This is a genomic window from Agromyces mangrovi (genome assembly GCF_030296695.1).
GTDB lineage: Bacteria > Actinomycetota > Actinomycetes > Actinomycetales > Microbacteriaceae > Agromyces > Agromyces mangrovi.
Map to the genome: position 1 here is coordinate 1,379,554 of NZ_AP027737.1, position 18,989 is coordinate 1,398,542.

An 18,989-nucleotide genomic window follows, 5' to 3' on the forward strand; every position below is an offset into this window, starting at 1 on the left:
GTGCCGGGCGGATGCGCGGCTGGCGCGGACCCGCCCGGCACGGCGACGGCCGGACGCCGCGAGCGGAGTCTCCGCCCGTGGCATCCGGCCGCCGGTGGTGCGCATGGCTAGTTGCCGCCCTCCAGGAGCTCGACCTCGATCGGCGAGAACGACTCGCCCGTCGTGTCGACCTCGTCACCGAGCTCGGCGATGGCCTGCTCGATGTACTCGTTCGTCCACGCCGTGGACGGCGGCTCGGTGGTGATGGGGCTGGCCCCGACCTCGTTGACGGCGCTCAGCGCGCCCTCGACGGTCTGGTCCCAGGCCGCCTCGTCGATGACGCCGATGCCCGCGGGCGCCGGCCAGATGAGCTTGTTGGTCTCGTTGACCATCCACAGCTCGTGGCTCGGGCCCCAGCCGGAACCGGCGGCGATGGTGATCGACGACGCCTCCTCGGGGTTGTCGCGCGCGAACTCCCAGCCCTTGATGACGGCCTTGAGGAACGCGACCGTCGTCTCCTGGTACTCCTCGTCGGACTCGAGCCGCTCGGTGTCGGCCCAGATCGCGTCCTGCAGCATGGCGCCGACGGTGTCCTGGTAGCTGATGACGTTGAAGTCGTCGGCCGTGTACAGCTCGCCCGTGTCGGGGTCCGGCGTCTCGAGCAGCTGCGCGTACTCGTTGTAGGTCATCGCCTGGGCCGCGTCGATGTCACCCTGCAGGAAGGCGTTCATGTTGAAGTCCTGCGTGATGATCTCGACGGTCGACGAGTCGAGGCCCTCGGCGGCCATGGCCGCGAAGATCTCCCACTCGTTGCCGAAGCCCCACGAGCCGATCTTCTTGCCCTCGAAGTCGGCCACCGACGAGATGTCGGAATCGGCCCACGACACCTGCAGGGTGCCCGAGCGCTGGAAGATCTGCGCGATGTTGGTGAGGTTGGCGCCGGCCTCGATCGAGCCGAGCACCTTCGGCACCCAGGCGATCGCGTAGTCGACGTCGCCGTTGGCGAGGGCGTCCTGCGGCACGATGTCGCCGCCGGACGGGATGATCTCGACCTCCAGGCCCTCCTCCTCGAAGTAGCCGTTCTCGACCGCTGCGAAGTAGCCGGCGAACTGGCCCTGCGGGAGCCACTGGAGCTGGAGCTTCACCTCGGTGAGCTCGTCGCCGCCCGCGTCCGATCCGGTGTCTCCGGAGTCGTCAGACGAGGAACAGGCTGCGAGGACGAGCGCCGCTGAGAGGGCGAACGCTCCGGCCGCAAGGGAGCGGCGAGTGCTGTGCTTCATGTCAGTCCTTTCGAATGCTCGGTGCGTGCTGGTGGTGCAGGTCGCCTCCGGGTGCGAGGGCGTCCGGCCGGTACGTCTCGCGTACCGGGTTCGGGTGCCGCGATGCCGGCGGCGGCGCGCGTCATCGCGCACCTCCGGTCGGGATGCGGCGCAGCACGAGGCGCTCGATGCCGAGCGTCACGAGGTAGAAGAGCAGGCCGAGGGCGATGGATGCCACGACGTACGCCCACGCGCGGGCGTAGGCGCTCGACGCGGCCGACGTCGAGATGAGCCCGCCGAGGCCGCCGCGCGGGCCGCCGAAGTACTCGGCCACGAGCGCGGAGATCACCGCGAGGGACGAGGCGATGCGGATGCCCGTGAGCACGAACGGCAACGCGGTCGGCAGCGTCACCGTGCGGAAGACCTGGCCGCCACTCGCGGCGTAGGCGCGCATGAGGTCGCGATGCACGGGCAGGGTCTGCCGGAACCCGCGCAGGGTGTTGATGAACACGGGCACGAACGACGCGAGCGCGGCGATCGCCTGCCGGCCGAACTGGCTGTCGGCGCCGAACATCGAGTTGAGCACGGGCGCGAGCGCCACGATCGGGATCACGGCGAGCGCCGCGACGATCGGTGCGGACATGTCGTCGACCGCTCGCCAGCGCGCGGCGAGCGCCGCGAGGCCGACGCCGAGCACGGTGCCGACGACGAGTCCGATGAGCGCGTTGGTGCCGGTGATCACCGTGGCCGAGACGATCGACGGCCAGAACGCGACGAGCTCCTCGACGATCGACGCCGGGCTCGGCAGCAGGTAGTCGCTGACGCCGACGACGGTGACGAGGAACTGCCAGACACCCAGCACGAGGAGCCCCACCGTGACCGGCGCGACGATGCGCACCGTCGTCTCGGCGCGCGGGCTCAGCGTGGCGAGGGTCATCGGGTCTCGACCCCCGGGCGGTCGAGGCGGCGGTGCCGCCGTGCAGGGCCTCGCGCACGGCGGTGACGTGCTCGAAGAAGACCGACTCCTCGCGGAGGTGGTCGTCGCGCGCGGCATCCGCCCCCACCTGGATCGGCACGATCTCCTGGATGCGGCCCGGCCGCGGGCTCATCACGACCACCCGGTCGGAGAGGAACACGGCCTCGGGAATGGAGTGCGTGACGAACACGACCGCGGCGCCGGTCTCGGCGCAGATGCGCACGAGGTCGGTCTGCATCTTCTCGCGGGTCATCTCGTCGAGCGCGCCGAACGGCTCGTCCATGAGCAGGATGCTCGGCTTCTCCGCGAGCGACCGGGCGATCGCCACGCGCTGCTGCATGCCGCCCGAGAGCTGGTCGGGGTAGCGGTCGGCGAAGTCGGAGAGCCCGACCATCTCGAGCAGGTCGGCCACGCGCTCGCGCCGGGCCGCGCCCGAGGGGCCGTGCAGCTCGAGCGGCAGCGACACGTTCGCGGCGACCGTGCGCCACGGCAACAGGCCGGCCTGCTGGAACGCGATGCCGTACGCCTGGTCCTTCCGCGCCTGCGCGGCCGAAGTGCCGTTCACCTCGACCGTGCCGGCGCTGGGCTCGTCGAGGTCGGCGATGAGGCGCATGAGCGTCGACTTGCCGCAGCCCGACGGCCCGATGAGGGAGACGAACTCGCCCGCCGCCACCTCGAGGTCGATGCCCTGGAGGGCGTGCACGACGCCCGACCGGGTCTCGAACGTCTTGTCGACCCCGGTGACCCGCACGGCTGCGGTCGTCGTCTCGGTCGTCGTCGGTGCGGTGCTCATGCGGTGACCTCCACGCGGCGGTAGTTCTGCAAGATGACGCCGAGCAGCGCGATCGAGCCCGCGGCGACGAGGCCGAGCACGATGGCGCCGAAGATCGGGGCCCACGCCTTCGCGGGGTCGCCCGACGCCTGCCCGGCGAACTGGATGAGGAGACGGCCGATGCCGCCTTGGAGGCCCGTCGACACCTCGGCGACGACCGCGCCGATCACGGCGTTCGCGGCACCCAGGCGCAGGGCAGGCAGCAGGTACGGCACGGATGCCGGGAAGCGCAGCCGGAACAGGGTCTGCCAGTAGCCCGCTGCGTACGTCTTCATGAGCTCGGTGTGGATGCGGTCGGGCGACTGGAGGCCCTTCAGCGCACCCACGGCGATGGGGAAGAACGCGAGGTAGCTGGCGATGAGCGCGACCGACATCCAGTCCTGCCACTCGAACGCGCCGATCTCGACGCGCGAGCCCCAGCTGCGCACGACCGGCGCGAACGCGATGAGCGGCACGGTCTGGCTGATGATGATCCACGGCAGCAGGCCCCACTCGGCGAGCCGCCAGCGCTGCATCACGATCGCCAGGCCGATGCCGACGATGACGCCGACGAGCCAGCCGGCCGCGGCGATGCCGAGCGTGACGAGTGCGCCGAGCGCGATCTCGAGCCAGAGCACGTTCGCGCCGGGCGCGCGGGTCACGGGCTCGAACAGCCGGGCGAGCATGTCCCACACGTGCGGCATGGCCAGGTCGGTCGTGCGCGGCAGCACGCGCGTCTCGCCGATCACGACCCCGTCGGCCGGGGCGAGCCACTTGTACAGCTCCCAGACGACACCCACCAGCACGATGCCGGCGATGCCCCAGACCCAGCGCGCCGCCTGCCGCCCGCTCGAGCGACGGCGACGCCCGCCCGGCGCGGGCGCGCGGTCGGGAGCGGAGGCCGCCTGGGCGGCATCCGTCGCCTGCTGCTCCTGGAGGGTTCCCGTCATGCCTTCGCCGTGATGTGGTCGGAGAGCGCGGGGATCACGGTCTCGCCGTAGACCCGCAGCGTCTCCTCCTTGTTGTCGTGCTGGAGGTAGCCGGCGAAGTGGTCGACGCCGATCGCCTTGAGCTCCTCGAGCTTGGCGATGTGGTCGTCGGCGGTGCCGAGCAGGCAGAACCGGTCGACGATCTCGTCGGGCACGAAGTCGACGTGGTCGTTCTCGGCGCGGCCGTGCGTGTTGTAGTCGTAGCCGGTGCGCCCCGCGATGTAGTCGGTGAGCGCCTCGGGCACCTCGCCGTGCGTGCCGTACTTCGCGACGATGTCGGCCACGTGGTTGCCGACCATGCCGCCGAACCAGCGGCACTGGTCGCGCATGTGCTCCCAGTCGTCGCCGATGTAGAACGGCGCCGCCACGCAGAACGTGATCGCGTCGGGGTCGCGGCCCGCGGCCTCGGCCGCCTTGCGCACGGTGCGGATCATCCACTTCGCGATGTCGACGTCGGCGAGCTGCAGGATGAACCCGTCGCCCACCTCGCCCGTGAGCTTCAGCGCCATCGGTCCGTAGGCGGCGACCCACACCTCGAGCTCGGAGCCCACCGACCACGGGAACCGCAGCATCGACCCCTTGTACTCGACCTCGCGCGAGTTGCCGAGCTCGCGGATCACGTGGATCGACTCGCGCAACTCCTTCATCGTCACGGGCTTGCCGTTGGTCACGCGCACCGCCGAGTCGCCGCGGCCGATACCGCAGATCGTGCGGTTGCCGTACATCTCGTTGAGCGTCGCGAAGGTCGACGCGGTGACGGTCCAGTCGCGCGTGGCCGGGTTCGTCACGAACGGGCCGACCTTGATGCGCTTCGTCTCGGCGAGGATCTGCGAGTGGATGACGTACGGCTCCTGCCAGAGCAGGTGCGAGTCGAACGTCCACACCGTGCTGAAGCCGTGCGCCTCGGCGAGTTGCGAGAGCTGCACGGCGCGCGCCGACGGCGGGTTGGTCTGGAGTACTGCTCCGAAGTCCATGCTGTGTTCCTTCGTGCGGGGTGGGTGCGACAGGTGGTGAGCGGATGCCCCTGGGCCGACGTGCGCCTCAGGGGCATCCGCTCGCCCCTAGACGAGGTACTGGGTGAGTCCCCGCTTGATGAAGCGGCCGTCGCCCTTGGCGCCGAGGTAGGCGTTGTCGTCGACGATCACCTTGCCGCGCGAGAGCACCGTGTCGACATGGCCGTCGATCTCGTAGCCCTCCCAGGCGGAGTGGTCCATCGCCATGTGGTGCGTCTTGTCGATGCCGATCGAGGTGTGCCCGTTCGGGTCGTAGACGACGATGTCGGCGTCGGCGCCGGGCTGGATGACGCCCTTCTGGCCATACATGCCGAACATGCGCGCCGGGGTCGTGCTCGTGAGCTCGACCCAGCGCTCGAGGGTGATCTCGCCGGTCACGACGCCCTGGTACATGAGGTCCATGCGGTGCTCGATCGAGCCGATGCCGTTCGGGATCTTGCGGAAGTCGCCGAGGCCGAGCTCCTTCTGGTCCTTCATGCAGAACGGGCAGTGGTCGGTCGAGACCATCTGCAGGTCGTTCGTGCGCAGCGCCTGCCACATGGCGTCCTGGTGGCCCTCCTCGCGCGAGCGCAGCGGCGTCGAGCACACCCACTTGGCGCCCTCGAACTTCCCCCACTCGTCGCTGGAGGCGCCGAGCTGCTCCTCGAGCGAGAGGTAGAGGTACTGCGGGCAGGTCTCGCCGAAGACGTTCTGGCCCTTGTCGCGCGCCCAGGCGAGCTGCTCGACGGCCTGCTTGGCGGAGACGTGCACGACGTACAGCGGCGCGCCGGTGAGGTTCGCGAGCATGATCGCGCGGTGCGTCGCCTCCTCCTCCATCTGCCAGGCGCGGGCGATGCCATGGAAGTACGGGTCGGTCTTGCCCTCCTCGATCAGCTGCTCGGCGAGCACGTCGATGGCAGGGCCGTTCTCGGCGTGCATCATCGTGAGCATGCCGGTGTCGCGGCTGACCTGCATGGCCTTCAGCACCTGCGCGTCGTCGGAGTAGAAGACGCCCGGGTAGGCCATGAACAGCTTGAAGCTCGTCACGCCCTGGTCGGGCAGCGTCTTCATCGCCTCGATCGCATCGGCGTCGACGCCGCCGACGATCTGGTGGAAGCCGTAGTCGATGGCGCACTCGCCGGCGGCCTTCGCGTGCCACGCGTCGAGGCCGTCCTGCACGCGCTCGCCGTAGCGCTGCACGGCGAAGTCGACGATCGAGGTCGTGCCGCCGTGGGCCGCGGCGCGGGTGCCGGTCTCGAACGTGTCGATCGCGGCGGTGCCGCCGAACGGCAGCTCCATGTGGGTGTGGGCGTCGATGCCGCCGGGGATCACGTACTTGCCGGTCGCGTCGATCACGGTGTCGACGCCCGACTTCAGGTCGGTGCCGAGCAGCTCGCTGCCGGGCTCGAGCACGGCGACGATGCGCTCGCCGTCGACGAGCACGTCGGCGTTCGCCCGGCCGGTCGCGCTGACGACCGTGCCGCCGGTGATGAGGGTGGTTGCCATGGTGCGCTCCTTCGCTGGATGCGGGTCAGGATGTGTCTCTGGCGCCGGATCGCCCCGGGGCATCCGTGAGAGGTGTCGGATGCCCCGTGGCGACGTCTCAGGGCTTCGGGATCGACGTGTACGACTCGGGGCGCCGGTCGCGGTAGAACTGCCAGGCGTTGCGCACCTGGCGGATCATGTCCATGTCGAGGTCGCGCACGACGATCTCCTCGTCGTGGGCCGAGCCGTACTCGCCGACGATGTTGCCCTGCGGGTCGCAGAACTGGCTCGAGCCGTAGAAGTCGACGGCGAGGTCGCCGTACTCGTTGTCCTCGCGGCCGACGCGGTTGGGCGCGGCGACGAAGTACCCGTTGGCGGCCGCGGCGGCGGGCTGCTCGATCTCCCACAGGCGGTTCGACAGGCCGGGCTTGGTCGCGTTCGGGTTGAACACGATCTGCGCGCCGTTCAGGCCCAGCTCGCGCCAGCCCTCGGGGAAGTGCCGGTCGTAGCAGATGTACACGCCGATCGGCCCGACCGCGGTCTGGAAGACCGGGTAGCCGAGGTTGCCGGGGCGGAAGTAGAACTTCTCCCAGAACTTGTCGAGGTTCGGGATGTGGTGCTTGCGGTACGAGCCGAGGATGGTTCCGTCGCTGTCGACCACGACCGCGGTGTTGTAGTACACCCCGGGCTGCTCCTCCTCGTAGATCGGGAGCACCATCACCAGGCCGAGCTCCTTCGCGAGCGCCGCGAAGCGCTGCACGATCGGGCCGTCGGCCGGCTCGGCGAAGTCGTAGTACTTCACGTCCTCGGTGATGCCGAAGTAGGGGCCGTAGAACAGCTCCTGGAAGCAGATCACCTGGGCGCCCTGCTCCTTGGCGTCGCGGGCGAACTGCTCGTGCTTGTCGAGCATCGAGTCCTTGTCGCCGGTCCACGTGGTCTGCGTGATCGCCGCTCGAACGATCGTCATGCTGCCTCCTGAGTCGGTCGGCGTCGTTGCCGCCGCTCGGTGGGCCGGTGGGCCTACCGGGCGCTGGGGGAACGCCGAGTCGTGATGCCGATGGAACGTGTCTGCCCGGGCTCCGCGCCCGTTCTGTTATTCTTCGGCGTGAACATTTCTCTTGTGTTTCACCCTGTGACGTTGTGGTTAATCATCCTGTCCCTCTCTTCGTCAGGAGGCAATGGTCGTGTCGAGTATTCGTGTGGGTGGTGAGTCGGTTCAGGGCGTGACGGATGCCGGTGGGTCGGCCGCGTCCGGCTCACGCGGTGCTTCGGTGACGGATGCCCCCGGGTCGGCGCCCTCCGACGGCACGTCGCGGGGCGGGGCGGATGCCGCTCGGTCCGCGCCCGACCTCGCCGCCCTGTTCCCCGGGCTCGACGCGTCGCCGGAGTTCCCCGACCGCACGCCCCGCGCGATCGCCGCAGTGCTCGCGCGCCTCATCAACGACGGCGACCTGGCACCCGGCATCCGTCTGCCCACCGTGCGCGAGCTCGGCACCGCGCTCGGTGTCAGCCCCGCCACCATCAGCCAGTCATGGCAGGCGCTCGCCCGCGCCGGCCTGATCGAGTCACGCGGCCGCGCCGGCTCGTTCGTGCGCGACACCGCCCCGACCTGGCTCGCCCCCGCATGCGCGGCATGGCCGCGCCCGACGACCCCGTGCGGCTCGACCTCTCGCGCGGCACGCCCGACCCCCTGCTGCTGCCGCCGCTCGGTCCGGCGCTCTCGCGCGTCTCGGCCCGCGCCGAGACGGGCAGCTACCAGCAGGAGCCCGTGATCCCCGAGCTCGCGACTGTGCTCGCTTCGTCCTGGCCGGCGAAGGCCGAGACGATCATGGTCGTCGACGGCGCGCTCGACGCGATCAGCCGCACCCTCGAGCAGGTCGTGCGCCTGGGCGACCGCGTCGTGGTGGAGCATCCGGGCTTCCCGCCGTTCCTCGACCTGATCGAGCTGCTCGGGGCCGAGCCCGTGCCGGTGCGCATGGACGCCTCGGGCGTGCTGCCCGAGGCGCTCGCTGCCGCGCTGCTGCGCCGGCCGGCCGCGGTGCTGCTGCAACCGCGCGCGCAGAACCCGACCGGCGCGTCGATGACACCGGAGCGGGCCGAGGCGCTGGCGGGGGTCATCCGGCACGCGCCCGACGTCGACCACCTGCTCGTCGTTGAGGACGACCATTCGGGCCTCATCTCGACCGAGGGCGACGTGACCCTCGGCACCTGGCTGCCCGAGCGCGTCGTGCACGTGCGCAGCTTCTCGAAGTCGCACGGACCCGACCTGCGCATCGCCGCCCTCGGCGGGCCGCGCGAGCTCGTCGAACGCGTGATCGCACGCCGCATGATCGGACCCGGCTGGACCTCGCGGATGCTCCAGGGCATCCTCCTCGACCTGCTCACCGACGGCGCCTCGATCGATGCCGTCGCCGAGGCCCGGCGGCAGTACTACACGCGCCAGCGCGCGCTCGGGGATGCGCTCCGGGCACGGGGCGTCGAGGTCGCGCACGCCGACGGCATCAACATGTGGGTGCCGGTGCTCAGCGAGCGGTCGGCGCTCGTGCAACTCGCGGCCGGGGGCATCCGGGTGGCGGGCGGCACGCCGTTCCTGGCTGCGGGGGCGGATGCGTCAGGGGCCGGGGTTGGGGGTGCGGGGTCGTCCGCGCGGTCGGGCGGGTCGTCGTCGCGGTCCGGGGGCTCGCCGGCGCGGCGCCCGCGGGACTTCGTGCGCGTGACCGTCGGGGTCGTGCGCGAGGGCATCGACGACGTGGCCGACGCGCTGGCGACGGCCGCGCACCACCATGCCGCGGGCGGCTACTGAGGCGCGGGACGCTCCGCCCACTCGGCGGAGGTCAGCTCGAACCGGCGGTACCGCGACGACGTGCCGAGGAAGTCCTCCGCGCCCCCAGCGCCGGTCTCGCGCATGCCGACCCGGCGGAGGACCCGCACCGAGTGGACGTTGGCCTGCACCGCCTCCGCCCAGATGCGGGCGAGCCCCAGCACCCGGAACCCGTGGGCAAGGCCGGCGGATGCCGCTGCGGTACCCAACCCCCGGTGCCAACGGGCCGATGGGCCGATCAGGAAGCCCAGCTCGCGTGCGTCGTCGGCGTCACCGTGGAGGTCGACGTATCCCACCGCCTCGCCGTCGTGGAGTGCGAGCAATCGGATCAGCAGCGGATCCGGCGCGGCGATAGCCTCCCGCCACCACAGGACCGCATCGTCGGGTGACGTGCGCACCCGCCATCCCGCGTGGGCGCAGAACACCGGATCGACCGCCCACGACGCGAGCGTCTCGGCGTCGGCGGCCTCCAGCGGGCGCAACTCGAGTTCCACGCGCCAAACCTAGCGAGCGGAGGGCGGGCTTGGACGATTGCGGGACGACGACCATGGGTGAGCACGACCGGTCGCGTCGTCGCCGGCGCACGACCTGCCCACCCTTCGTCGACTCCTCCACAGGACCCGCTCCTGGCAGACCTGTGGAGAGCGAAATCGCAGGTCACGGCTCGTATCTGAATGTCAGTGGCCCCTGCCACCATGAAGACATGGAAGCCCCCGTCGCAGCGCTGTCGAGAGACCTCGATGCGCTTCGCGATGCCTGGAACGGCGGGGTCCCGGCATTCGCCGGGCGATCGGCATCCCCTGCCACGGCACCCGCCGCACCCGCCCACTCCGCACCCGCCCACTCCGGAGCCGGCGACGACACCGAGTCCGCCGCCGAGTCCGCCGCCGACGCGGGGTTCGGCGCGGAGGCGGGGTTCGGCGACGACGCCGGGTTCGGCGATTCCGACGGCGCCGCAGCGTTCGGCGAACTGAGCGACGACGGGCTCGTGCGCGTGACCGCCGCGCTCTCGCAGGCGCGGCGCGACGTCGAGTCGCTGCTCGCCCAGGCGTCGGCGGAGGTCGCGCGGCGGTCGCGACGCGAACTCGGTGCCGACGGGCTCGCGAAGCAGCGTGGCTTCCACAACCCCGCGCGGCTCATCGCCGCATCCACCGGCGCCAGCACCGGCGACGCGGCGAAGCTCATCTCGGTCGGCACCGCCACCGCCGACCGCACGTCGTTCGTCGGCGAGCGGCTGCCGGCGAGGCACCCGCATGTCGCAGCCGCACTGCGCGCGGGCACGATCAGCGTCGACGCCGCCTCCGCGATCACGGGCATGCTCGAGCGGGTACGACTGCGGGCCGACCGCGTGCACGCCGAGCAGGTCGAGTCGGTGCTGGCCGGCCACGCCGCGATGCTCACGCTCGAGCAGTTGCAGCGCGCCGTGAAGCACGCTGAGGCGCGGCTCGATCCCGACGGCGTCGCGCCGCGCGAGGAGGAGCTGCGCGAGGAGCGCTCGCTCACCATCCGCGAGGAACGCGGCGGAATGGTCGTGCTGCGGGCGCGCCTCGACCCCGTCACGGCAGCGCCGGTGAAGGCCGCGATCGGCGCGTTCGTCACCGACGTGCTGCGCTCCGGTGGGTCCGACGAGTCCTGCGATGCGAGCGGTACGCACCCTCGATCGGAGGGCGGGCCACACCCGAGGCCGACTGTCGGCGGCATCGATCCGCTGACCGGAACCGTGACGAGCGGGGTGGCGGCGGGGCAGCGCACGATCCCGCAGCTCCAGGCCGACGCACTCGCAGCGCTCGCAGGGCACGTGATCGGATGCTCCGGGGCATCCGCTCCCCTCGCCCGCACCACCGTCGTGGTGCGCGTCGACCTCGCCGACCTCCAGGCGGGCACCGGCGTCGCCACGATCGACGGCATCGACCAGCCGATCCCGGCCGGCGCCGTGCGACGCATGGCCGCCGACGCGGAGGTGATCCCGGCCGTGATGGGCGGCGAGAGCGTGCCGCTCGACCTCGGCCGCGCCGCTCGGCTGTTCACGCGCGAGCAGCGCCTCGCGCTCGCCGAACGTGATGGGGGCTGCGCCTCGTGCGGCCAGAACGTCACGTGGGCCGAGGCGCACCACATCCGCTGGTGGGAACGCGACGCCGGCCCGACCGACCTCGACAACGGCGTGATGCTGTGCAGCTTCTGCCACCACTCGGTGCACCGCGAGGGGTGGGGTGTCTCGGTGCGCGACGGCACCGTCTGGTTCGTGCCGCCACCGCACGTCGACCCGACGCAGCGACCCCGTCTCGGCGGGCTCGCGCGATTCGACGTGCCCGCGCGAGTCGCCTGAGGCCCGGCACCCCTGCGCGCCTCCACCCCCTCCGCGCCTCCACACCTCTCCGCGCCTCCGCCCCTCTCCGCGCCTCCGCCCCCCCTGCGCGCCTCCGCACCGCCCCTGCGCGCCTCCGCACCCCCTGCGCGCCTCCGCACCTCTCCGCGCTGCCGGGCCGCTTCGCAGCACGCGCCGTCGAGCCATCCCCGCGCACCCCGGGAACTCTGCGCGCCCACGCACCCCGGGAACTCTGCGCCCACGCATCCCCGGCGACCCCGGCGCGCCCCACGCACCCACCCCACTCGCCCGCCGACCGCACGCCACGATCCGGACCCGCGCATGTGCAGACCGAAGGCGTGCCACGAAGGTCGCGTGCTACGTTCGCCGCGCACGCCGATCTGAGGGAAGCCGATGCCCACGTCCGCTCGCACCACCCGCACGCCCGTCTCGCATCTGCTCGCGCACGCGGCCGGCGCGGCGCTGCTCGTGAACGCCGTGCCGCACGGGGTGCACGGGCTGTCGGGCAACAAGTTCCAGAGCCCGTTCGGGCGCCCGCCCGGCGTGGGCGAGTCGTCGCCCGAGACGAACGTCGTGTGGAGCGGCGCGAACGCGATCGGCGGCGCCGCCCTCCTGTTCGGGGTCGGGCGGTTCCGCTTCGGCGCCAACGCCGACACCGTGGTGACGTTGGCGAGCGCGTGGGCCGCCGGCATCGCGATCTCCCACTACTTCGCCGGCGTGCGCGGGACGCGCTGACCAGCGGCATCCGCCCCCACCCGCCCGTGCACCGGCCGCCCGAATCGCACCGGCCCGCCCAAATCACACGGGCCCGTGCTGCAACCCGGGCCACTGTCCACTCGACGGGCCGGCGTGATCGGCACGTGCCCGAAACGCACGTCTCGCTGAACCGCGGGGCCACCCCGAATCGCACCGTCTTGCGGGAGCACTCGACTCGCACCGGCCCGCCCAAATCGCACCGGCACGTGCTGCAGCGCGGGCCGATGTCCGTTCGACGGGCCCGCGCGATCGGCACGCGCTGCGGCACCGTGCGGCGCGGAGGCGCGGGTGGGAACGATCGGCACCGGTGCACCATCGTTCGGGCGCGGCGGCGCCAGCGCGAGCGACCGGGCACGTGCCGGGTGAGCCCGCCGCCGACGTAGGCTGGGCGAATGCGGATCGTGGTGCTCGCCGGAGGAGTCGGGGGCGCGAAGTACACGCGCGGGCTGCGCGAGGAGTGCATCCGCCGCTGGCCCGACGGCGAGGGCGGCACGACCGCCGAGATCGACGTCATCGTGAACACGGCCGACGACCTCTGGCTCGCGGGGCTGCGCCTGATGCCCGACTTCGACTCGCTGCTCTACGCGCTCGCGGGCGTGAACGACGAGATCCGCGGCTGGGGTCGCGCCGGCGAGACCGAGCGGGTCAGCGACGAGCTCGCCGCGTGGGGCGCGGGCTGGCCGTGGTTCACCCTCGGCGACCTCGACCTGGGCACGCACATCGCCCGAACCTCGTGGCTGCGCGACGGCATGACTCCGACGCAGGTCGCCGAGCGCCTCCAGCAGCGCTGGACGCTCGGCGCACGCCTGCACCCCGTCACCGACCACGAGATCGACACGCAGGTGCTCGTCGACGACCCCGAGGCGCCCGCGGGCACCCGCGAGATGCACTTCCAGGAGTGGTGGACGCGGCATCGCGCGACGATGCGCGCCCGGTCGTTCCGCCAGCTCGACATCGAGGTCGCGCGCCCCGCCCCCGGCGTGCTCGAGACCCTCGCGAACGCCGACCTCATCATGCTCGCCCCGTCGAACCCGGTGGTCTCGATCGGCCCGATCCTCGGCGTTCCCGGCGTGCGCGACGCCGTCACCGCGGCATCCGCCCCCGTCGTCGGCGTCTCGCCGATCATCGCCGGCTCGGTCGTGCGCGGCATGGCCGACGCGTGCCTCACGGCGATCGGGGTGGCGACGGATGCCGCTGCGGTCGCGCGTCACTACGGCGCCGCCTCGCACGGCGGCCTGCTCGACGCGTGGCTGGTCGACGAGACGGATGCCTCGAGCACCTCGTCGCTCGTCTCGGCGGGCATCCGCACGGCCGCGGTGCCGCTCTGGATGCACGACGTCGACACGTCGGCGACGCTCGCGGGCGACGCGATCGACCTCGCGCTGCGCTGACCCGGGGCATCCGCTCGCCGCCCCGGCCAGCGGAGAACGTCAGGGGATGTAGTCGACGTGCCCGTGCGGCGCGACGTCGGCGCGGTACCGCTCCACCAGGTCGCGCCAGCCGAAGCCGTCGCCGAACTCGTGCGTGTGCGCCGCCTCGATGAAGTGCCAGAGCAGGTACGGGTGGGCGCCGAGCGCGTAGAGGGCGGCGTGGTCGACCGCGGCGAACGCGTCGCGCTCCTCGGGCGTGAGCACCCGGTCGTCCGTCGGGAGGTCCGGCGTGCCGCCGCCCGCGAGCCACTCGTCGACGAAGCCGGCCGGGTCGGCGACGTAGCGCGAGACGGCGTCGTCGCTCATCTCGACGGCGCGCATGAACTTGTCGATCATGTACTTCGTCATGCCGGCTTCCTCCACATGAAGAACGGGCTGGACGCGAAACGCGACTCGGTTGCCTCGGCCAGGTCGGCGGGCCGGCCGCCCATCGCGGCGAGCGCCGTGATGACGTTCACGTACTGGTAGGTCACGTTGCCGGCGGCCATGACGCGATCGAAGCGGCATCCGTCCACCGCGCCCTCGAGGTCGCCGTCGCGCATCCAGGCGACGGCGTCGGCGTCGAACTCGGGGTCGGGCGAGCCGGCGAACTGCCTCGGGCCGCCGACGTCGGTCGCCATGTGGCCCGAGGTGATGAGGGCGACGCGCGCGTCGGACTCCCAGGCGGCGATCGTCTCGCGCAGGTGCTCGCCGAGCACCGCGAACCGGCGCGGCGAGGGCAGCGGCGGCAGGGTCGCGTTGGTGTGGATCGGCACGATCGGCAGGTCGAGCTCGGGCCGCAGGTACTGCAGCGGGATCACGAAGCCGTGGTCGAGTCGCCACTCGTGGCTGACGGCGAAGTCGATCGCCTCGGGCAGCAGCTCGCGGCCGGCGATGGCCTCGGCGAGCTCCGGATGCCCCGTCAGCTCGACGTACTCCATGCCGAACGTGCGGACCTCGTTCTCGTAGGTGCCGTGGTACTGCGCGGCCTTGCCGACGACGAACGCGGGGGCGTGGTCGAAGAAGAACTGGCGGATGTGGTCGGTGCCGACGACGACGAGCACGTCGACGCCGAGCTCGCGGATGGTCTCGCGGATGCGAGCGAAGTTGCCCGCGACCGCGGCGAGGTCGTCGGGCATCGGGTCGCGCATCGCCCGCCAGAGCAGCGGGTTGTGCGGCGTCGCCGCCGCCATCACGAGTTCGGCCATGCGTGCCGCCTTCCGTCGGGGTCGAGTGCGGGGTCGAATTCTGGTTCGAGGGGCGATCGGATGCCGCGACCGGCGGTGGACGGAACCCCCGGCGCGGCACCCGGTCAGAGCCCGAACAGGGTCCGGGCGTTGTCCAGCAGGATCTTCTGCCTGGACGTCTCCTTGAGTCCGAGGTCGTCGAACTCGCGCATCCAGCGATCGGCCGTCATGACCGGCCAGTCCGACCCGAACAGCACCCGGTCGGTGATGAGCGAGTCCGCGTAGCGCACGACCTCCGGGGGCAGGTACTTCGGCGCCCAGCCGGAGAGGTCGAGGTAGACGTTCGACTTGTGCCAGACCATCGCGAGGTTCTCGAGGTGCCACGGCCACGCGGGGTGCGCGCTGATGATCTTGAGCTCGGGGAACTCGGCGGCGACGTCGTCGATGTAGGGCACCGGCCGGGCGTTCTCGAGCCGGTACCCGCCGCCGCCGGGCGTGCCCGCGCCGGCCCCCGGGAAGCCGGAGTGGAACATGACCACGAGCCCGAGCTCGGCGCAGGTCTCCCAGATGGGGAAGAACCGGCGGTCGTTCGGCAGGAACTTCTGGCGGGCCGGGTTGAGCTCGCCGACACCCTTGATGCCGTACTCGGCGTGCATGCGGCGGATCTCGGCGATCGCGGCCTCGCCCTTCCACGGGTCGATGCCCGCGAAGGCGAGGAAGACGTCGGGGTGGTCGGCCTGTGCCCGGCCGAGCAGGTCGTTCGGCGCGCCCGGGATGCCCGACGTCGTCTCGGAATCGGAGTTGACGATGACCGCCATCATGCGCCGGTCGCGGTACTGGTCGGCCTGCTCGGCGAACGAGACCACGGGCCGCTCGCGTCCGAAGTGCTTGGCCATCTGGGTGTGGCGCGACCCCATCGCGGCGAGGAACTCCTCGGTCTGCGGGTGGGTGTGCGCGTCGATGGCGACGAGGTCGTCGGGGATGCTCATGCGCGGGCTCCTTCGGTACGCGGCCGGGTGAGTGCCTCGGTGTCGGCGCCGAGCAGCGGCGCGGCGTGGAGTGCTGGGCGGCCGCTGCGGTGGAACCGCGTGCTCGGCGCGGGCACGCGTACGGTGCCGCCGGCCGGGCTCGCGATCTCCTCGACCAGTCCCATCGCGGCGACCTGCGGGTCGTCGAACAGGTCGGCCACGGTGTTCAGCGGGCCGTGTGGGATGTCATGGGCCGCGAGCCGCTGCATCCAGTGCTCCCTGGGCTTCGCGGCCGTGATGGCCTTGAGTTCCACATCGAGCTCGTCGTAGTTGCGCACGCGGCCCTCGCGGGTCGCGAACCGCGGGTCGTCGGCGAGGTCGGGGCGCTCGAGCACGTCGAGCAGGCCGGTCCAGAACTTCTCGGGCACCGACATGTGGATGACGAACGCCTTCCCGTCGGAGCCGACGCACGCGTACGCCTGCGCGCGCCGGGGGCGGGAGTCGGGCGCCGCGACCTGACCGGTCTCGAGGTAGGTCGACGCGGCCTCGGTCACGAAGTCGATGAGGGAGCCGACCATCGAGACCTCGAGGTGCTCGCCCTCGCCGCGCGCCTCGCGGGCGTGCAGTGCCGCGAGAACGGCCTGCGCGGCCGACATGCCCGACAGCAGGTCGGAGAACGCCGGCCCGAGCGGGCGCAGCACGCTGTCGGGCACGACCTGGCTGTACATGCCGCCGACCGCCGAGATGACGGTGTCGTACGCCGGGCGCCTCGCGTACGGGCCCTCGGGTCCGAAGCCCGTGATGGCGCACGAGATGAGCCGCGGGTTGCGGGCGCGCAGCACCTCGGGGCCGAAGCCGAGGCGCTCGGCGACCCCCGGGCGGAAGTTCTCGATCAGCACGTCGGCGTCCTCGGCCAGTTCGAGCAGGCGCTCCAGGCCCTCCGGATCCTTCAGGTCGAGCACGACCCCGCGCTTGCCGCGGTTGTAGGCGGCGAACTGCGGGCTGTACGTGCCGCTGCCCTCCCACCGGCGCATCGGGTCGCCGTCGGGCGACTCGACCTTGATCACGTCGGCGCCCAGGTCGGCCAGCAGCTTCGCCGCGTACGGGCCCGAGATGTACTGGCCGAGCTCGATCACGCGCACGCCGGCGAGCGGCCCGCGGGCGTCGTCGGTCGGCCGGGAGTGGTCGGTCATCGGGTCTGCTCCTGTTCGTGTTCGGTGCGCAGCTCGGCCGGGCGCTCGTCGAGCACGGCGCGTCCGTTGTGCTCCAGCATGAGGTGCACGGGCACCGCACGCGACATGAGTGCGCTGATCGGGCAGCACGCAACCGCCTCGCGGAGCATGCCCACGGCAGCGGCATCCGTCGCCGAGTCCTCGACGCGCACGTCGAGCACGAACCACTGCGGATGCTGCGGTGCGTCGCCCACCCCGAGCTCGCCGCGCGTGTCGAGCAGGGTGCGCACGTCGAGGTCGAGACGGAGCACGGCGACGTCGCGCGCCGACCAGGTCTTGGCCGCCCAGCCGAGCACGCAGAACGCGATCCCGCTCAGCAGGTAGCGCATGGGGCTGGGCGCGGAGCCCGCGCCGCCGCGGTCGGGCGCCTCGTCGGCGCGGAACTCGACGTCGGTGCCGTACTGCGTGAACCGGGAGACGGCCGTGACATCGCGCTCGAGCGAGGCCGACACCCAGGGGCGCACGAGGCCCGCGTCGGCATCCTTCCACAGCCGCTCCGACGAGCGGTGCATCGAGGCGCGCAGCGCCTGTCGGTCGACGATGGGCTCGGGGGCATCCGTGTCCCGACGGCCCGGTGCGGCGGTGCGCTCAGGCGACATCGACGATCACCTTCCCCGTGCGGTGCTCGCCGAACTCGCGGTATGCGTCGGCGATGCGGTCGAGTGGATAGCGGCGCGCGATCGGCGGCCGCACGACCCCGTCGGCGACGAGGTCGATGCCCCGGCGCACTTGGGCGTGGTCGGCGCTCGCCACGCCGATGAGACGCAGGCGGCGGAGGTAGAAGGCCCGCGCGTCGAGCTCGAGCGAGGTCTCGACGGAGGCCGAGCAGAAGACGGCGCGGCCGCCCCAGCGGAGGGCGCCCACGCCCGCGGCCAGCATGCCGGCGTGGCCGCTCACGTCGAGGGCGACGTCGACCCCCTCGGGCAGCGCACGGGCGAGTTCGGCGGCGAGGTCGTCGGGCGACGACGCCCGCAGCGTGGTCACGTCTGGTCCGACCTCGAGCGGCTGCCGCGACGCGGCGACCACCTCGGCGCCCAGGTGTCGCGCGAGCTGCACGGCGACCTGGCCGAGCGTGCCGCTCGCGCCGGTGACGAGCACCCGCTCGCCCGCAGCGACGCCGGCCGTCTCGAGCGCGTTCAGCACGATCGGCACGCTGTGCACGGCCGCCGACGCGGTGGCCGCGTCGAGATCGCGCCGGTCGGCCGCGTTGCGCTCGGGCACCGTCACGAGCTCGGCGGCGCCGCCGTCGCGGTGTCCGCCGATCACGGTCTGCGCGGGGCAGTCGGCCTCGCGACCCCGCGCGCACCACGCGCAGGCACCGCACGGCACGTTGGGCTTCACGACGACCCGCTCGCCGACGCGGGCGGGGTCGACACCGGCTCCCACGGCCACGATCGTTCCGGCCGGGTCGAGGCCCAGCGTGCGCGGGAGCCGCACCGCCGCCCCCGGGCCGACGCCCGCGATGAGGTTCAGGTCGAGCTGGTTGACCCCGACGGTCTCGACGGCCACGAGCACATCGCCCGCTGCGGGCTCGGGCGCGGCGACGTCGTCCACCCGCAGGCCGTCGAGGCGGTGCGCGGTGAGGCGGGCCGCTCGAACCATGTCGTCTCGCCTCCTCGGGTGGGAGCCGTCGGCGGCCCCGCGTTTCGTCGTCTTGGATACTGTATCCAGAATCACCCGGACCTGTCCACGGTCATTCGACGATACGTGCCCAGGTAACGACCGCGTTGCGAGTCTCGGTGCATCCGTAGACACCCTCCACCACTTTGGATACAGTATCCGCAATTCGCGGGAGGCCT

At 72.1% G+C, this 18,989-nt stretch carries 17 protein-coding genes and 2 pseudogenes; 5 read left to right on the top strand and 14 right to left on the bottom strand.

The window, feature by feature from the left end:
* Positions 1–107: 107 nt before the first annotated feature.
* The 7 genes and pseudogenes from QUE38_RS06555 to QUE38_RS06585 form a co-directional block, all read right to left on the bottom strand.
* Positions 108–1,259: an ABC transporter substrate-binding protein gene (locus tag QUE38_RS06555; RefSeq protein ID WP_286310869.1), complete on the bottom strand. Its 1,152-nt coding sequence runs from the start codon at positions 1,257–1,259 to the stop codon at positions 108–110.
* A 121-nt stretch (positions 1,260–1,380) separates the two neighbouring features.
* A complete protein-coding gene (locus QUE38_RS06560) occupies positions 1,381–2,175 on the bottom strand; it encodes an ABC transporter permease (protein WP_286310872.1) in 795 nt (264 codons plus the stop codon).
* A gap of 4 nt (positions 2,176–2,179) precedes the next feature.
* Positions 2,180–3,007, bottom strand: a pseudogene (locus tag QUE38_RS06565) (ABC transporter ATP-binding protein); the annotation flags it as partial.
* Positions 3,004–3,975: an ABC transporter permease gene (locus QUE38_RS06570; protein WP_286310874.1), complete on the bottom strand. Its 972-nt coding sequence runs from the start codon at positions 3,973–3,975 to the stop codon at positions 3,004–3,006. The pseudogene QUE38_RS06565 and the gene QUE38_RS06570, both read right to left, overlap by 4 nt.
* Positions 3,972–4,988 (bottom strand): TIGR03842 family LLM class F420-dependent oxidoreductase, encoded by a 1,017-nt coding sequence (locus QUE38_RS06575; protein WP_286310877.1) that lies wholly within the window; start codon positions 4,986–4,988, stop codon positions 3,972–3,974. The genes QUE38_RS06570 and QUE38_RS06575 overlap by 4 nt, the downstream gene beginning before the upstream one ends.
* Before the next feature lie 87 nt (positions 4,989–5,075).
* Positions 5,076–6,512: a dihydropyrimidinase gene (hydA, locus tag QUE38_RS06580; protein WP_286310879.1), complete on the bottom strand. Its 1,437-nt coding sequence runs from the start codon at positions 6,510–6,512 to the stop codon at positions 5,076–5,078.
* A 97-nt stretch (positions 6,513–6,609) separates the two neighbouring features.
* Positions 6,610–7,458 carry a nitrilase-related carbon-nitrogen hydrolase gene (locus QUE38_RS06585; RefSeq protein ID WP_286310880.1) on the bottom strand — a complete coding sequence of 283 codons (849 nt, stop codon included), beginning with the start codon at positions 7,456–7,458 and terminating at the stop codon, positions 6,610–6,612.
* Between the two features lie 211 nt (positions 7,459–7,669).
* Between QUE38_RS06585 and QUE38_RS17500 the strand changes: the two are divergent.
* Both QUE38_RS17500 and QUE38_RS06590 read left to right on the top strand, forming a co-directional pair.
* A pseudogene (locus tag QUE38_RS17500) lies at positions 7,670–8,023 on the top strand (GntR family transcriptional regulator); the annotation flags it as partial.
* 101 nt (positions 8,024–8,124) lie between these two features.
* Complete coding sequence (locus QUE38_RS06590) at positions 8,125–9,294, top strand: aminotransferase class I/II-fold pyridoxal phosphate-dependent enzyme (RefSeq protein WP_286310881.1); 1,170 nt, start codon at positions 8,125–8,127, stop codon at positions 9,292–9,294.
* Here QUE38_RS06590 and QUE38_RS06595 read toward each other — a convergent pair.
* Positions 9,288–9,806: a GNAT family N-acetyltransferase gene (locus QUE38_RS06595; protein ID WP_286310883.1), complete on the bottom strand. Its 519-nt coding sequence runs from the start codon at positions 9,804–9,806 to the stop codon at positions 9,288–9,290. The genes QUE38_RS06590 and QUE38_RS06595 overlap by 7 nt on opposite strands.
* Before the next feature lie 209 nt (positions 9,807–10,015).
* On the opposite strand from QUE38_RS06595, the gene QUE38_RS06600 reads away from it, so the two are divergent.
* From QUE38_RS06600 to cofD, 3 genes are all read left to right on the top strand, one after another.
* Positions 10,016–11,638 carry an HNH endonuclease signature motif containing protein gene (locus tag QUE38_RS06600; protein WP_286310886.1) on the top strand — a complete coding sequence of 541 codons (1,623 nt, stop codon included), beginning with the start codon at positions 10,016–10,018 and terminating at the stop codon, positions 11,636–11,638.
* A gap of 393 nt (positions 11,639–12,031) precedes the next feature.
* Complete coding sequence (locus QUE38_RS06605; protein ID WP_286310888.1) at positions 12,032–12,373, top strand: hypothetical protein; 342 nt, start codon at positions 12,032–12,034, stop codon at positions 12,371–12,373.
* Positions 12,374–12,786: 413 nt separating this feature from the next.
* Positions 12,787–13,785, top strand: a complete 999-nt coding sequence (gene cofD, locus QUE38_RS06610; protein ID WP_286310890.1) for a 2-phospho-L-lactate transferase — start codon at positions 12,787–12,789, stop codon at positions 13,783–13,785.
* Between the two features lie 39 nt (positions 13,786–13,824).
* Here cofD and QUE38_RS06615 read toward each other — a convergent pair whose 3' ends face one another.
* The 6 genes from QUE38_RS06615 to QUE38_RS06640 all read right to left on the bottom strand — a co-directional run bounded on the left by QUE38_RS06615 (position 13,825) and on the right by QUE38_RS06640 (position 18,792).
* Positions 13,825–14,172: a hypothetical protein gene (locus tag QUE38_RS06615; protein ID WP_286310892.1), complete on the bottom strand. Its 348-nt coding sequence runs from the start codon at positions 14,170–14,172 to the stop codon at positions 13,825–13,827.
* Positions 14,169–15,011, bottom strand: coding sequence for a DODA-type extradiol aromatic ring-opening family dioxygenase (locus QUE38_RS06620; RefSeq protein ID WP_286310895.1), 843 nt, complete (start codon positions 15,009–15,011; stop codon positions 14,169–14,171). Before QUE38_RS06620 ends, QUE38_RS06615 begins: the two co-directional genes overlap by 4 nt.
* Positions 15,012–15,115: 104 nt before the next feature.
* On the bottom strand, positions 15,116–15,979 hold the full coding sequence (locus QUE38_RS06625; protein ID WP_286310896.1) for an amidohydrolase family protein: 864 nt from the start codon (positions 15,977–15,979) through the stop codon (positions 15,116–15,118).
* The gene (locus QUE38_RS06630; RefSeq protein WP_286310898.1) at positions 15,976–17,151 is read right to left on the bottom strand and encodes a CaiB/BaiF CoA transferase family protein; all 1,176 of its coding nucleotides are present in this window, start codon (positions 17,149–17,151) and stop codon (positions 15,976–15,978) included. Before QUE38_RS06630 ends, QUE38_RS06625 begins: the two co-directional genes overlap by 4 nt.
* Positions 17,148–17,789: an OsmC family protein gene (locus tag QUE38_RS06635; protein ID WP_286310900.1), complete on the bottom strand. Its 642-nt coding sequence runs from the start codon at positions 17,787–17,789 to the stop codon at positions 17,148–17,150. Before QUE38_RS06635 ends, QUE38_RS06630 begins: the two co-directional genes overlap by 4 nt.
* A complete protein-coding gene (locus QUE38_RS06640; protein ID WP_286310902.1) occupies positions 17,779–18,792 on the bottom strand; it encodes an alcohol dehydrogenase catalytic domain-containing protein in 1,014 nt (337 codons plus the stop codon). Before QUE38_RS06640 ends, QUE38_RS06635 begins: the two co-directional genes overlap by 11 nt.
* Between the last annotated feature and the right edge of the window lie 197 nt (positions 18,793–18,989).